This is a genomic window from Microbacterium sp. MPR-TSA4, assembly GCF_058792815.1.
Genome location: NZ_JBXAFF010000017.1, coordinates 37865 through 51559 on the forward strand (window position 1 = coordinate 37865; position 13695 = coordinate 51559).

Consider the following 13695-nt stretch of genomic DNA (forward strand, 5'->3'; position numbering starts at 1 on the left):
ACAGCCTGGCTGACCGAAAGGCGACGACGTGACGAAACTGTTGCGAGGTCTTGGCGCCCTGATCGTGATCGGCGCGATCCTCGTCGGCGTGCCCGTCCTCCTCATCCTGATCGCGGGGAACCCGCTGCCCACCTCGGCGCAGTGGCAGGCGATCTTCTCCCTCACGCCCGACTACGGATACGTGATCCTGACGACGAAAGTGCTGCCGCTGCTGTGCTGGCTCGCGTGGTTGGCATTCGCGGGCCCGCTGCTCTTGGAGATCGGCGCCGGAGTTTCGGGGCGTCAGACCCGGAAGAGAGTCGGTGCGTTCCGAGGGCAACAGCGCCTGGCCGCATCCCTCGTCGCAGCGGTCGCGGTGATGCTTACCGGGTTCGGGGCGTTGGGTGGTGCGGCTACGCCCGCGGTCGCCGCGGAGCCGATCCACGCGTCGGCCACGACCTGGTCGCAGGCTGAACCTGCCCTCCTCGAGCAGGCCGTGCAGGTATCGGCGCCGGCCGCGCCCGCCGTCGCGTCGACGCAGGACGCCGCGCCGGTCATCACGAACGTCACCATCGACCACAACGTCGTTCGCGGAGACACCCTCTGGGATCTGGCGGAGAAGTACTACGGAGATGGGCAGCGTTTCCCGGAGATCTTCGAAGCGAATCGCGGGGTCACTCAGGCGGACGGGCGCGCACTGAGCGACCCGAACCTGATCATCACCGGGTGGACGCTGGCCGTCCCGAACGTCCAGGTGGAGGAGGCCCCACCGGCACCGACACCCGACCCGCCGGCTCCGGCAACTCCGGACGACTCTGTCACTGGATCCACCGGGGCCGGGGGCGCCGGCGTCGATGGTTCCGGCGGCGCCGGATCCGGAGGTGCAGGAGGATCGAGTGGCGCTGTTGGCGGTACGACAGAAGATCAGGGCGTCCAGCAGGAGACGCACTCGGCCGATCTGCCCGCCGCGCAGGACGAGTCGACCACCGGCGATGCCCGGCAGGATGACGGCGCCGATGCAGATTACTCGGTTCCTCTCGCGACGGTCGGGGGAGCAGTGGGGCTGCTCGTCGCGGGCCTACTCGCCGCGCTTGGGGCGAGGCGACTACGGCAGCGACGTAAGCGTCTCGCGGGTGAACGAATCGCGATGCCCAGCCAAGCTGCGGCAGACCTTGAACTCGAGCTGCGTCTGGTCGAGAACCCCATCGGCGTCGAAGACATCGACAATGCGCTACGAGGACTGCAGGCCTGGGCCGAGGACACTGGCGCAGCGCTCCCCGAACTCCTCGCCGTTCGCCTGGCCGACGATGAGATCGCCATCTACCTGACCGAGCCCGCAGATTTGCCGGAGCCTTTCGAGGCGGCGCACCCCGACCGCACGGCTTGGGTCGTGCGCCCTGGGCGGGCGCAGCCGCCGATGCGGCCGACCGTGTCGCCATACCCCGCACTCACCACGATCGGTACGGATGACGCCGGCGGCGTTCTCCTCCTCGATCTCGAGCAGATCGGTTCGCTGAACGTCGTCGGTGACGAAGAGACCGCTCGAGGTGTTCTCACCGCGATCGCCGTCGAGCTCGCCGTGAACCCCTGGTCTGATCAGATCCAGGTGACCCTCGTCGGGATGCCTCACGGGCTCGCCCGCGATCTCGGACGGTTCCGCGTGCAGCACGTCGACGACGTTCCGGCTCTGATCCGCAACCTTCGGGCCGACATGGAGGATCGTCGCTCTGCGCTGAACTCGTACGACGTCGACGACGTCCACCAGGCGCGGGTCAAGGCCACAGACCTGGAGTCGTGGGCGCCGCACATCGTCATCCTCGGCAATGAGCCGCCTGAGGCACAACGGAGTGAGCTCGCCGAGCTCGTCGCGCATATGCCACGGCTGGGCATCGCCACGGTCGCGAGCGGCGAATCGATCGAGGCGGGTTCCACGGTCGTCATCACCGACCGCACCACCGCCGAATACCGCTCTGGGGGACAACTCCCACCGCTCCCATTCCATCCCCAGCTGCTCGCTGGCGAGGAGCTCGAGCTGATCCAGAACCTCTTCGACACCACAGCTCAGGAATCGCACGTCGCCGATCTGGCAGCGGAGAACGTCATCGACGAGCGAGCTCTCCTCGACGACGACAGCGACGCCACCGCCGAGACCGCACCCGAGATTCCGGCAGACGAAGCAGAGGCCGAAGCCACGGAGGCGCCCGACGTCGAGATGCCGGCAGCTGAGGAAGCCCTCCCAGAGCTCGTCGAAGACGAGGAGGCGAGCACACCTCAGCCCGCCGAGCCCGCTGCCTCGGTCGAGATCTCCGACGCGGACATCGAGCCGACGACCGTAGCCGCCGAGACAGAGGTCGCGCCGCCCCTCGTGGTCAGCGCACCCGACTGGCCTGCGCCTTACGTACGCATGCTCGGGCCCGTTGACGTCCTGAATGTTCCGGAGAAGCTCCCCGGCCGCGGTGCGGAGATGATGGCCTACCTGCTACTGCACGGCGGGCAGGTGCCCGGGGCGCAGCTGCACAAGGCATTCTGGCCGGACAAGGTCGATCCGGATGCCAACAACGCTCGCCAGCTCGCGAAGCACCTTCGAAACGTCATGGGCGCAGACCCCGACGGGCACAAGCTCCTCCCCGAGGGGCGCAAGGAAGTCGGCTTCCTCATCCACCCCGCCATTCGAAGCGATTGGGACGACTTCCGCTCCCTGATCGGCGCCGACCTAAAGACCACGCCCAACGAGGACCTGATCGCAGCGATCCGGCTGGTCCGCGGCCAGCCCTTAACTCCGCCTACGAATCGGCGGGGATGGTGGGTCTGGCGCGCACCGGCCGAGGAGGCGATGATCGCTGCAATCCTGGATGCTGCCGACGAACTCGCGCACCGTGCGCTCCGGCGAGGAGAGTTCGACCAGGCTCGCTTCGCCGCACGCATCGCCCAGTCGGCCGACCCACTCAATGAGGCCGGCTGGCGCCTCGAGCTGGAGGCCGCCATGCGCGCCGGCAGCGCCGCCGAGTTCTCCCGCGTCATCGACGAGCTCTACGCCCGTCCCGGGGGAGGAGATCCCGACTATGAGCTCGATGAGGCCACCCAGCAGCTGATCGACTCCGCGCCCGCCAAGCTCGTCGAATCCCGATGACCGTGACCGAAGAGGCGACGGTTGCGCACTCGCGCAGCCCGTTCCGCGAGTATGTCGGAGCCGCCATCGGCGGCACACTTCTCGCTGTTCTCGCCCTCGTCGGCGTCACGGGATACCCATGGATCGCCCTGGCCAGCTTCACCGCTGCCGGCGTTGTGATCGCGCTCGTCGACATCCGTACGAGGCGGTTGCCTAACCGGTACACAGGCCCGTACGCCCTTGCAGGCGCCCTGCAGGCGGCCGCGGTCAGCATCGTGGCCGCGGACCCGTGGATCCTCATCGTTTCTATCGCCGCAGCCGCAACGGTGTTCCTCGCCTATGCGTTGATGGGCATGGCGGGGTGGTTCGGGTTCGGAGACGCGAAGTTCGCAGGCGCGGTCGCGCTGTTCGCCAGTGTCTTCGCGGGGTGGTTCGCCATCTACCTGGTCCCGCTTGCCGTGCTGCTCAGCGCTGGCGAACGGCTCGCGCGCATCGCCGCCGGACGAGGGCGCACCGCACACGCGCATGGCCCTGCGATCGCTGCCGCGGCGCTGGTCGTCACCGCGGCGGGGATTCTGACCTGACTTTGTCGACCGGCCACTGTCCCTTCCACCCCTTGTAGGTGGAAGGGATTGCGATGACCCACACGGCGAACCTTTACGAATATAACCGGCCCTGGCGTATGCTGGGGGTATGGAGATGACGGTTGAGAGGGAGGTGATCAGGATGACCACCACTCCGCTCGAGCTCACGCGGCAGTACAGCGACGGCGAGATCTCGCGCGCCGACCTCATTGCCGCGCTGCGGGCTTTCCCCTTCGTCGCGCGCGAGCGCATCGCCCCACCCTTCGACGACCCTGCAGTGACCACGCGGGGATCGTTCGAGGAGATCGGTACGGCGCTTGCCTGCGACTTCATCGACGACGACCTCTACGAGGAGATCGCCGATGCCGTGACGGAGGCCAACGGTGGACGCATCCCCTGATCGCCAGGTCGATTTCGACGCCCGAAAGAAGCTGCTCGAGCAGCTGGGTGCGCCGGGCGGACCGCTTGCCGCGGACACCTCAAGCTCCACCGTCCACAACGCCGGCTGGTTCCGGGACGGCATCCGGCCCTCAGCAGAGCGGCGAGCAGCTCACCGTGAGATTCGTACCGCGTTCCGCGCCCAGAGGCCCAACGTCAAGCGAGACCGACGTGCGATCGTCTTGGCCGGTCCTCCCGGTGCAGGGAAGTCCTCGGCGCGAGCGAAGTTGATCGCCGATCTCGGGTCATCCGAACAGGACTGGCGGGATCTGAACGCCGACGACTTCAAGGATCATCTGCTCCTGCGCGCCCAGCGAGACGGGACGCTCGACCACGAGCTCGCCCCGCCGGGAACCGAGGTGCTCTCGCCTCGAGAACGCGCCTCCCTCGTGCACGAAGAATCTTCGCTGCTCATGAAGCAGGAGCGAGACCGGGCCGTCCTCCGAGGCGAGAACGTGATCCTCGACGGCACCCTCGCGAACGAGAGAAAAGCATTCGAAACGCTGCGGATGCTGCAGGAGAACGGGTACGCGGTCGACCTCGTCGTCGTCGATGGGCCGAAGGCCGTGACGCAAGCCCGTGCCGAATACCGGTGGCGGACCGAATACCTAGCCAGCCTGAAACCAGATGCCACCGAGGTGGAACGGCTCGGCGGCCGTGCCGTGCCGCCAGGATTCAGCGACGGCCTCTACGAACAGGACGACCAGTCCATCTGCGCCGGCATCGCGAAAAGAGTCGCTGACGCCAACGCGAACGTCGTCAGCTTCCAGCGGTACACCGTTCAGCAGCCCGAGGCGGCCCCCGAGCTCGTCGAGAAATACGCCGGCAAGCGTGAAGATGGGCGCTGGTCGCGCAAATGGACCCTCCGCAGAACGCCGGCGGCCACCGCACCGACGTCTCACCGTGCTACACCGGTTGCTCTCTCCTTGAGTTCAACTGACGAGCAGCCCGGATCTGCGCAGAGCGGATCAGGCGAGGTCTGGGTCGCGCCGCATCAGCGCAACGGCCGCGATGTCGACGGGTTCTACCGGCGCCGCCCTCAGCCCCGCAACTGAGCTCGTCGCGCCCCTCGTGCCGGCAACTTGTCGACTTTCCCCCCGCACGCCCACCCCTTGTAGGTAGGAGGGATCGTCCCTCTGGTTGCATCGGCATCATGGAGGGCTTACATTCATAAATGTAAGCAACTTTGAGGGGTGAAGGATGGATAGGACGAAGCTCTGCCCGCCCGATCACAAGCACGGCATCACGCCGACCTGCTACCGGGTGCACAAGTGCGGATGCGCGGAATGCCGCGCCGCGAACACGACTCGCTGCTATGAGCGGAAGAAGCTCATCGCCTATGGCAGGTACGACTGCGGCATGTCGTCGACGGCGCCCGTCAAGGTCCACATCGGGGTTCTTCTCCGACACGGCATGACGGTGAAGGCGATCGCCGCAGCTGCCGGCGTGAGCGCCGACACCGTCCGCGCGATCTGGTTCGGTAGCAAGAACAAGGGCAGCCGAGGCCGCGGCGCATCTCCTTCACGCATCCATCGCTCTACTGCTGAGAAGCTCCTCGCCGTCGTCCCAGACCTGACCTCTCTTCCTCCGGCTGCGAAGGTTTCGTCGAGAGGTATGCGCCGCCGCGTCGAGGCCCTTGGGACGCTCGGGTGGGCGCAGACCCGGCTGGCGAGGATGCTCGACATCAGCCAATCGAGGATGGCGAGGATCCTCACCAGCAAGACCGATATCCCTGCCGAACTCCACAACGCCGCAGCGTCGTTGTACGAGCGGCTGTGGCGCGTACACCCCCCTCACGAAAGCCGGTACGACAGGGCCGTCTACACCGGCGCGCTCGAGTACGCGCGAGCCCATCGATGGCTTCCGCCTATGGCCTGGGACGACATCGACACCGACGACGAACCTGCCGTCGTTGACGAGGAGCCCGTCGTCGACGAGGTCGCGATCGACCTCGCCCTGCGCGGTGAACGCGTACGGCTCACCCGCGAAGAGCGACACGTCGCGATTCATTTGGCGCGCGAACGCGGATACAGCCTCGAGGAAACGGCTCAGCTGCTCGACATCACCTCGAGAACCGTGCTGCGTGTGCTCCATGTGACCGAGCTCTCCACAGCACCTGAAATGCAGCTGGCAGCCTGATGAGCAAGATCCTCGACATGCTCGAGCGCGTGCAGCACGGCACGCCGGCGGGATTCCTCGACGGGTGCAAGAGCCGTGGGGGATGCCCCAACCACGGCTCGCGCACTCTCGCGACGTGCGCGGAAGCAGCCCGGGCGCGCCAACGCCACTATGTACTCTCCAAGCTCGACCCGAGCGTCGAGATCACTCGCCCCATGATCCGACTCGCTCGCCGCGCCGATCTGGAAGGCGTCCTCGCGATCGTTGCCGCGGACCGCCAGATGGAAGGGCAAGCCCGATGAGCAGGATGCTGCGCAGAGCTCGGACCGCGTACACCGTGTATCTCAAGCGGCCGGAAGACGCTCTCGTCGAACCGCCACCCCTCCTCGTAGGCGCCGACCACGTCGTCAGCTCGGGGATGCCGCGGCGGTTGCTGCCGAAGCTGCTCGGGTTCGCCGATCCCGCCAGCGGCATCATCGGAACCTGGGCGCGCGAGATCGCGGCGGATCCCACCGCTGCAGTCGGGACGCGCCCGGTGCTGCTCGTCGACGGACGCGTATGGCGGCATCCTGGGATCGTCGACGTCGTCACCGTGCGTGCCCCCGCGCCACAGTGGAGCACCCAGTGAGCTCCGCCAACCCGCCCGCCTTCGAGCACTTCTACGTTCCCGGCGGATCTGGTCGTTGGGGTTGTGGATGCGGCGCGCGGGGCCGCGCCGCCAAGGGGGCCGGCGGAGAATCTGCTGGCTACGACTCCCACATTCACCGTGTCCTCAAGGCCGCACGCTCCGTCGCTGACTCCCCGGAACGGGCAACCTGATGCGGTTGGAGTCGCCGTCAAGGCGCTCACGAATCCTACGTGTCTGAGACCTCCTGCACACTACGATCCGAAGAGAGGAGGAAGTCCCCTATGGCTGTCACCGTCTGGTGCAAGTGCTCTGTTCCAGTGAGCAATCTGAACGGTGCCCAGTTGTGGTGCAAGCAATGAGAGCGACGGTGGCCACAGCTTGATCTGCACCGAGGCCGTCAACGGCGTCCCGTAAGGGGATCCCTAAACGGGCAGTTCCGTTATCGAGCCCGGCGGGGCAGCAGCTCTCCGCTATGAACATGCCGGAGGCGCGCTTAACCAACCGGATGGTAAAGTAGATGCATGGCATCGAACTCGCGTGAAGAGATCCTCGCGCACGCTCTCGACATCATCCGTGGCGGTGGGGCGATCTCGTTCGACTCGGTGGCGCAGTCTTCCGGGCTGTCCAAACCGGGTCTGATGTATCACTTCCGAACGAAGGAAGCGCTCATGCTCGGCCTTGTCGATCACGTCGCCGACGAGTGGCAGCGCGAGATGGACGCCCGGCTCACATCCCCGTTCCAGGGCTCGACAATGCGCGAGCGAGCGGGCATCTACGTCGAGGCCTGCGTCACCCGTGAACCCGACCCTGCCGACATCGTGATGCTCACCGACCCCCGCCTGCGCCAAGAGCTCACCGCCCGGTGGGCGGAGCGGATCTCGACCTGGTTCGTGGGCCTCGAGCAGCTGGCGCTCCCTGAGCGCGGATACATCACAGCTGTTCGGCTGCTCGCGGACGGCGCCTGGTTCGCCGGCGCCACAGGCATCAACATCCCCACACCCGACGAACGGGCCGTGATCCTCGCGGCTGCGTATGAACTCCTCTCGAAAGTCGAAGCATGAAGAAGTGGCTCTTCCTCGTCGGCGCGATCCTCAGCGAGGCCGCCGGCTCCCTCTCCCTGAAGGCGGCACTCGACCACCCCGCCTGGTACGCACTCGTGGCAGCCGGATTCATCAGCGCCTTCCTGTTCCTCTCCCTCACTCTGCGGCAGGGGATGGCGCTCGGCGTCGCATACGGGATCTGGGGCGCCTCCGGTGTCGCACTCACCGCCATCCTGTCCGCGGTCATCTTCGGTGAAGCACTCACCCCCGTGATGCTGGGCGGGATCGCGCTGATCATCCTCGGCGTCCTCACCATCGAGCTCGGCTCCCAACGAGCCGCCAAGAAGCGAGAGGCACTCTGATGGCCTGGCTGTTCCTCATCGGCGCGATCCTCTTCGAAGTCGCCGGCACCCTCGCACTGCGCATGGCCACACACGGCAAGAAGATCTGGATCGCCGGCGTCGCGATCGGCTACCTCGCCGCCTTCGCATTCCTGTCCCTCACCCTGAGCGCCGGAATGGGCCTCGGCGTTGCCTACGGCATCTGGGCAGCATCCGGCGTCGCCCTCACCGCCATCCTCAGCAAACTGCTCTTCGACGAACCCTTCACCTGGATCATGGCCGCCGGCATCGCCCTCGTCGTCGGCGGAGTCCTCCTCGTCGAACTCGGCGCCACACACTAACCACGCGAACCGGACGGGCCCCTGCAACAAGTTCGGAGCGGGATCCCGAACTGCGTCCCTGTCGAGGACCCGCTGCTTCGATCAGGCGCGCATGTTCGCCCATCGAGCGGCGCCCGCAAGCCGATCCGTAAACGGGCAGTGCACGTTAGCGGGGTGTGACCGGCGGGCAGCGCTGTGCCTCAGCGGCGATTGCTTGAGCGCGTGCGCTCACCAGTCGCGGTCGCCTCAAAGGCGACCGCGACAAACGCGAGGAATAGCGCTGTCGGCTGGGATGAGTTGGAGCCCGTCGCGCAAACTGCGTAGCCACCTCGCCGCGAGCGGGGGCCGTTGACCTCGCACCCAGGGGTCGCCCTGTAGTTCCTCGGCGAACCAGGCGGTTTTGGGTCGTACCGTCCCCACTGAACGACTTTTGCCGCGACGTCCGCCCCGATTTCAACTTGCCTCTGGCGGCTCGTCGCGGCTTGAAGGTGCTGAATCCGGCGTGCCACCCACGTCGCAACAGCGTTGTCCTGCTCGGGCAGTTCGGCAAGGAGCCGAGGAAGAAGTAACGCGTACTCAAGTTCGTTCGGCGCCCACCAGCCCGCGATCGGTGCTCGTGCAGCTGCGCGCGTCGCTCGCTCGAGCGTGTCAAAGAAGACCCCGTCGTGGGCCGGAGAACGGGCTTGTCGCCCTCGGTCGGCTATCCTCGCCGTATGGGGAAGATGAGTCCGCGTGGTGTAGCGGTGGCGCTGTTCGCGAGCGTGATCGGGCTCGCGGCCACCGGGTGTAGCGACGCGAGCACAGACGGATTGCCCACGCAGGCGTGTCGATCCGCCGCCGAGACCGCCGTTGCGGCCGAGGAACAGCTCTACGACACTCACCCGCTGTGGGATGCAGAAGTACCAGGGGTGGACGCATCACCTGAGGAACAAGCCGCCTACGACGCGCTCGCCGCCGATGAGGAAGCCCAGTGGGAGGCGATCTACGCGCCGGTCTACGCTGACTGCACCAGCCCCGCTGACTGGTGGGCGGCGGCGAAGGAGTACCCGCTCCTCGGTGGTGTCACCGACGCCGAGTTCCTTGACCCGGCTAGCCTTACGAACTGGTGCACTGGCAACGAGGGTCAGCCCGCGTGCACGGGCGTTGAGGAGTGGCTCGCGACCAATCCGAGCTGACCTCTGGCTTTACCAAACTCCGGCGGGAGTATGGTGCCAGCGTGGACGAGCTCGCGGAGTGGAGGGAGCGTCGGCAGGTGGGACCGGATCGCGCGTGAGGAATACGCCTTGTCGCCGCGGACCGCGTCCGGGCGGGTGCGGGGCCGGCCGGTGTCGCGGCCGACCCGCAGCTGCGCCATCAGCGGCAGGAACATCGGCGAGTCCCCCGCCTGCCCGGGAGTGATCAGTGTCACCAGAGGGAGCCCGTTGCCGTCCACGAGCTGGTGGATCTTCGTCGACAGACCGCCTCGGGAGCGGCCGATGCCGTGATCAGGCGGCTCGATCTGCGGATTCGTGCAATTCGATCCAGCCCCCTGTGAGGCGGGTCGTGTTCGTCGCGTGCTGATGCGCGCGGGCGATCGTGGAGTCCACCGACAACGACCAGTCGATCATCCCCGCCGCGTCCGCTGCGGCGGTGACCTTCGCCAGCACCCGGTCCCAAGTGCCGTCCGACGCCATCCGGCGATGCCAGGACCACACCGTCTGCCACGGCCCGAACACCGCTGGCAGATCCCGCCACGCGATCCCCGTCCGATACCGGTACACGATCCCCTCCACCATCGTCCGAGCGTCGGAGAACTTCCGCCCCGGTCGGCCCGTGGGACGCGGCAGCATCCCCTCGATCAACGACCACTGAGCATCAGAGAGCATCTGAAACCGCGACAGCCCTCGAGACTCTCAGCCGCAGCCCCCAACCTTTGTCAGACACGCCCTGATATGGGGTGGGGTTTTGTCAAGGGGCAGGGGTGAGCGGACGCCGTGCCCGTCGGCTGCGGCGTCCGCTCGTTCCGGTCGTCTCGGGTGGTGACGCGCGTGTCGTGTTCGACGCGTTGTCACTCTGATATGCGCGGGTTGGTTACCGCATGACGGCTTGTTCGGCGGGGGCGTTCACGCGAATCTAGAGATCGAGCGTGACCCGCTCGGCGGGTTGCTCATAGGGCGTGTCGCGAGTCGCCCGGGACGCTGCCGTCACCACTGTCGGCGACCGGAAGCTCCAGGGGGGCGGTCAGGTCATGACGGCCAGGGACCAGCACCAGCCGGCGAGCTCGCGAGCGATCGCGGCGTTGGCGACGACGGTGCGCTTCCCGCGGGCTTGGAAGCGCAACCAGCGGTGGTGGAGGCGCTGATTGCCCGCGTGCCCTCGGGCTCGCGCGGCGGCGCTGGCGCGGTCCCAGCGGGCGCGCATGATCGGCGAGGCGGGCCGGTAGGCGGGACGGTGATGCCAGGCCGCCTCGATCAAGAGCCGGCGGGCGTGACCGTTGCCGGTCTTGGTGATCCCGCCCAACGCCCGCGACGCCCCGGACGAGGTCTCCGACGGGGTCAGGCCCACGCACGCGCCGATGCGGTGCCCGTCCAGGCGGGTCCAGTCACCGATCTCGACAGCGAGAGCGAACCCGGTCAGGGTGGAGACCCCGCGCAGGCAGCAGAGCCGATCCACGACCGGCGTGAACTCGCCGTCGGCGGCCATGCCCGCGATCGCGGTATCGAGCCGGTCACGGCGGTCGACGGCCTGGATCATGGCGTCGTAAGCGGCGTCGAACGCGGCCTGCAGCCCGGACAGCTCGAACCGCTGAGACCGCAGCCAGCCGTCGTGCGCGACGGTCCACGTCTTCCCGCCCGAGTACTGGATGCCCTGCCGCAGCAGCAGCTTGCTGACCCGATGCCGCGCCGACATGAGGTCGCCGCGGGCATCCTCACGAGCACGCACCAGATCCCGGGCGGACTCCGCTTCGACGCTCGGGACGGTCACCTCGACGATCTCACCGAGCCGCAGCAGCCGGGCCAGATGAACCGCGTCACGCGCGTCGGTCTTCACTCGATCGCCCACCGGGCGCTGCAACTTCGACGGCGCCGCCACCACCGCGCGCACGCCCGCCGCCCGCAACGCGCGGGCCAGCCCGAACCCCGTCGGACCCGCCTCGTAGGTCGCCGCGACCGGCCCCGGCAGGCCCGTCACCCACGCGACGACCTCATCCTGATCGGAGCCCATGCGTCGCTGCACGAGCTCCCCGGTCCGTTCATCGATCGCCGCCGCGACCGTGCTCCGCGCGTGCACATCCAGCCCGACGCTCGTACGCTCTGTAATCAACTGGGGCCTCCCTCACATATGTGGCTCGGCAAGCCGGAACACCCCGGCTCGCAACCCACGGTCTATGCGAGAGGAGGCCCCAGGCTCAACACCCCATAGCGTCTAGCCGAGCTGGCGCGGCACGGCCCGCCCGGGCTCGGCGGCCGAGTACGCGTAGGCGTACGCGAGCAGCTGGACCTCTGACCACGGACGGCCGACGAAGATCAGCGAGAACGGGCGCCCCGAAGCGTATCGCCCTGCGGGCACGACGACGGCGGGAAGGCCCGCGATGTTGACTTCCGACACGGTGGTCGCTGAGATGGCGCCGCCGTGGAGGTCGCCGATCGGCGCGTACTGCTGCGGGAAGACGAGGGCGTCGAGGCGGTGCGAGGTCATGATCTTCTCGAAGATCCGCAGGTGCTCTGCGCGCAGTCGGGCGAACGCGCTGAGGTCGGGCGGTCTCGTTGGGTCGCGCAGCGATGCGCGGAGGCCCGGAAGGTGCATGTAGACGTTCAGCGGACCGCCCTGCCCGAACAGGGGCACGCCGGTGGCCGCCTCGAGGTCTGCCAGGCTGTGCACGGCCGCGTACGGGCCGAGTGCGCGCAGGTAACGGTCGAGTTCGTAGGCGTGGTCTTCGGTGCCGCGCGCGTCGTAGCCGTCGACGGGCATCGCCAGGTTCGCGAATCCCGAGCCGGCGAATGGGTCTGGCACCACCTCGGACCCCTGCGCCGCGATGGCGGCGATCGCGGCGTCGTACAGTCGCTGCGTCTCGGGGGTCAGCGCGTCGGTGCGCCATCCCGGCCCGTACAGGCCAAGCCGGGTGCCGCGCAGCGCCACAGGCGAGAGCCGCGACGTGTACCCGCCGGGTGGGATGCGGCCCGCAACTGCGCGGGTCGTGGGGTCGTGGGGGGAACAGCCGGCGATGACGTCGAGCACCAGCGCTGCGTCTTCGACTGTCGTGGTCATCGGACCCAGCACGTCACGGGTGGAGGCGGCCTGCGGCATGCCACCGGTGTTCGGCACGAGGCCGAATGTCGGCTTGACCGCGACCAGGCTCTGCGCGGCCGCGGGGTTCTGGATCGACCCGCCCGTCTCCTCGCCGATCCCGGCGACCGCGAAACCCGCGGCGACCGCGGTCGCGGTGCCGGTCGACGAGCCACCGGGAGCCCACCGGCGGTCGAGGGCGTTGAACGTTCCCCCGTGGACGCTGTCGTTCGCGTTGTCGCCGCTGCCGGCGAACATCGGCAGGTTCGTCTTGCCGACGATGACGGCCCCGGCATCCCGCAGCCGCCGCACGATCGCGGCATCCCGCACGGGGAGGAGCTCAACGCCGCCGGCCTCGGGCCACACCCCGCTCCAGGCCGCCGACGTGCGCAGCCCCGCCGTGTCGATCGAGGCCTTGACGACGATCGGCACGCCGTCAAGGGGACCGCGTCGCCACCCCTGGGCCAGGCGCTGGTCAGCGGCGCGCGCCGCATGGAGCGCGCGCGGGTTGAGCAGCACGAAGGCGTTGTAGACCGGGTCGTGTCGCCGGATGCGGTCGGTGAATGCTTGGAGGATCTCGACCGCGGTGATCTCGCCAGCGCGGAGCGCGGCATCGGCCTGCGTGATCGTGAAGGACGTCGGGTCGGTCGGAGTGCTCGCGCCGGCGCTCCCGGCAGCCGAGACGGACATCAGGGCAGGAGTGGCGAACGGTGCGGCGCTAACCTCCGTCATCGCCGGAGACCGCGTCGCGCCGTCGCGACCACTGCGGATGGCATGATCCTCCAGCCCGGGGTGATCGTGCGCCGTCGCGTACCGGGTGAGGGGATCATCGGGCGAGGTATCCGCCGTCAACGTCGTATCCAGTGCCGGTA

Annotated in this window: 13 protein-coding genes and 1 pseudogene; 11 read left to right on the forward strand and 3 right to left on the reverse strand. The window is 68.0% G+C overall.

The features are described from left to right. Window positions 1-28 precede the first annotated feature (28 nt). The 11 genes from AC1Q49_RS09055 to AC1Q49_RS09105 all read left to right on the forward strand — a co-directional run bounded on the left by AC1Q49_RS09055 (window position 29) and on the right by AC1Q49_RS09105 (window position 9732). A complete protein-coding gene (locus AC1Q49_RS09055; RefSeq protein ID WP_269268583.1) occupies window positions 29-3109 on the forward strand; it encodes a LysM peptidoglycan-binding domain-containing protein in 3081 nt (1026 codons plus the stop codon). Further along, window positions 3106-3672: a prepilin peptidase gene (locus AC1Q49_RS09060; protein WP_269268585.1), complete on the forward strand. Its 567-nt coding sequence runs from the start codon at window positions 3106-3108 to the stop codon at window positions 3670-3672. The genes AC1Q49_RS09055 and AC1Q49_RS09060 overlap by 4 nt, the downstream gene beginning before the upstream one ends. A 142-nt stretch (window positions 3673-3814) precedes the next feature. Continuing rightward, the gene (locus AC1Q49_RS09065; RefSeq protein WP_269268587.1) at window positions 3815-4072 is read left to right on the forward strand and encodes a hypothetical protein; all 258 of its coding nucleotides are present in this window, start codon (window positions 3815-3817) and stop codon (window positions 4070-4072) included. Further along, window positions 4056-5165, forward strand: a complete 1110-nt coding sequence (locus tag AC1Q49_RS09070; protein ID WP_298744108.1) for a zeta toxin family protein — start codon at window positions 4056-4058, stop codon at window positions 5163-5165. Before AC1Q49_RS09065 ends, AC1Q49_RS09070 begins: the two co-directional genes overlap by 17 nt. 145 nt (window positions 5166-5310) lie before the next feature. Beyond that, complete coding sequence (locus AC1Q49_RS09075) at window positions 5311-6249, forward strand: sigma-70 RNA polymerase sigma factor region 4 domain-containing protein (protein WP_269268589.1); 939 nt, start codon at window positions 5311-5313, stop codon at window positions 6247-6249. Next, a complete protein-coding gene (locus AC1Q49_RS09080; protein ID WP_269268590.1) occupies window positions 6249-6530 on the forward strand; it encodes a hypothetical protein in 282 nt (93 codons plus the stop codon). Before AC1Q49_RS09075 ends, AC1Q49_RS09080 begins: the two co-directional genes overlap by 1 nt. Before the next feature lie 5 nt (window positions 6531-6535). Beyond that, window positions 6536-6856 (forward strand): hypothetical protein, encoded by a 321-nt coding sequence (locus AC1Q49_RS09085; protein WP_269268591.1) that lies wholly within the window; start codon window positions 6536-6538, stop codon window positions 6854-6856. A 521-nt stretch (window positions 6857-7377) separates the two neighbouring features. Further along, window positions 7378-7917 carry a TetR/AcrR family transcriptional regulator gene (locus AC1Q49_RS09090; RefSeq protein ID WP_239281895.1) on the forward strand — a complete coding sequence of 180 codons (540 nt, stop codon included), beginning with the start codon at window positions 7378-7380 and terminating at the stop codon, window positions 7915-7917. Next, window positions 7914-8258 carry a DMT family transporter gene (locus tag AC1Q49_RS09095; RefSeq protein WP_239281897.1) on the forward strand — a complete coding sequence of 115 codons (345 nt, stop codon included), beginning with the start codon at window positions 7914-7916 and terminating at the stop codon, window positions 8256-8258. The genes AC1Q49_RS09090 and AC1Q49_RS09095 overlap by 4 nt, the downstream gene beginning before the upstream one ends. After that, window positions 8258-8578 carry a DMT family transporter gene (locus AC1Q49_RS09100; protein WP_239281899.1) on the forward strand — a complete coding sequence of 107 codons (321 nt, stop codon included), beginning with the start codon at window positions 8258-8260 and terminating at the stop codon, window positions 8576-8578. The genes AC1Q49_RS09095 and AC1Q49_RS09100 overlap by 1 nt, the downstream gene beginning before the upstream one ends. Before the next feature lie 692 nt (window positions 8579-9270). Then, the gene (locus AC1Q49_RS09105; RefSeq protein ID WP_492491731.1) at window positions 9271-9732 is read left to right on the forward strand and encodes a hypothetical protein; all 462 of its coding nucleotides are present in this window, start codon (window positions 9271-9273) and stop codon (window positions 9730-9732) included. 74 nt (window positions 9733-9806) lie between these two features. Here the strand turns inward: AC1Q49_RS09105 and AC1Q49_RS09110 are convergent. The 3 genes and pseudogenes from AC1Q49_RS09110 to AC1Q49_RS09120 all read right to left on the reverse strand — a co-directional run. Then, a pseudogene (locus AC1Q49_RS09110) lies at window positions 9807-10437 on the reverse strand (IS5 family transposase); the annotation flags it as partial. 340 nt (window positions 10438-10777) lie between these two features. Then, on the reverse strand, window positions 10778-11860 hold the full coding sequence (locus AC1Q49_RS09115) for an IS110 family RNA-guided transposase (protein WP_492491733.1): 1083 nt from the start codon (window positions 11858-11860) through the stop codon (window positions 10778-10780). Window positions 11861-11962: 102 nt separating this feature from the next. Next, window positions 11963-13513 carry an amidase gene (locus AC1Q49_RS09120; protein WP_492491735.1) on the reverse strand — a complete coding sequence of 517 codons (1551 nt, stop codon included), beginning with the start codon at window positions 13511-13513 and terminating at the stop codon, window positions 11963-11965. Window positions 13514-13695: the final 182 nt, after the last annotated feature.

Excerpts from the sequence above, each read along its gene's own strand:
- AC1Q49_RS09060 (WP_269268585.1), top strand. The coding sequence starts at position 3,106 with ATGACCGTGACCGAAGAGGCGACGGTTGCGCACTCGCGCAGCCCGTTC.
- AC1Q49_RS09065 (WP_269268587.1), top strand. The coding sequence starts at position 3,815 with ATGACCACCACTCCGCTCGAGCTCACGCGGCAGTACAGCGACGGCGAG.
- AC1Q49_RS09075 (WP_269268589.1), top strand. The coding sequence starts at position 5,311 with ATGGATAGGACGAAGCTCTGCCCGCCCGATCACAAGCACGGCATCACG.
- AC1Q49_RS09080 (WP_269268590.1), top strand. The coding sequence starts at position 6,249 with ATGAGCAAGATCCTCGACATGCTCGAGCGCGTGCAGCACGGCACGCCG.
- AC1Q49_RS09085 (WP_269268591.1), top strand. The coding sequence starts at position 6,536 with ATGCTGCGCAGAGCTCGGACCGCGTACACCGTGTATCTCAAGCGGCCG.
- AC1Q49_RS09090 (WP_239281895.1), top strand. The coding sequence starts at position 7,378 with ATGGCATCGAACTCGCGTGAAGAGATCCTCGCGCACGCTCTCGACATC.
- AC1Q49_RS09095 (WP_239281897.1), top strand. The coding sequence starts at position 7,914 with ATGAAGAAGTGGCTCTTCCTCGTCGGCGCGATCCTCAGCGAGGCCGCC.
- AC1Q49_RS09100 (WP_239281899.1), top strand. The coding sequence starts at position 8,258 with ATGGCCTGGCTGTTCCTCATCGGCGCGATCCTCTTCGAAGTCGCCGGC.
- AC1Q49_RS09105 (WP_492491731.1), top strand. The coding sequence starts at position 9,271 with ATGGGGAAGATGAGTCCGCGTGGTGTAGCGGTGGCGCTGTTCGCGAGC.
- AC1Q49_RS09120 (WP_492491735.1), bottom strand. The coding sequence starts at position 13,513 with ATGTCCGTCTCGGCTGCCGGGAGCGCCGGCGCGAGCACTCCGACCGAC.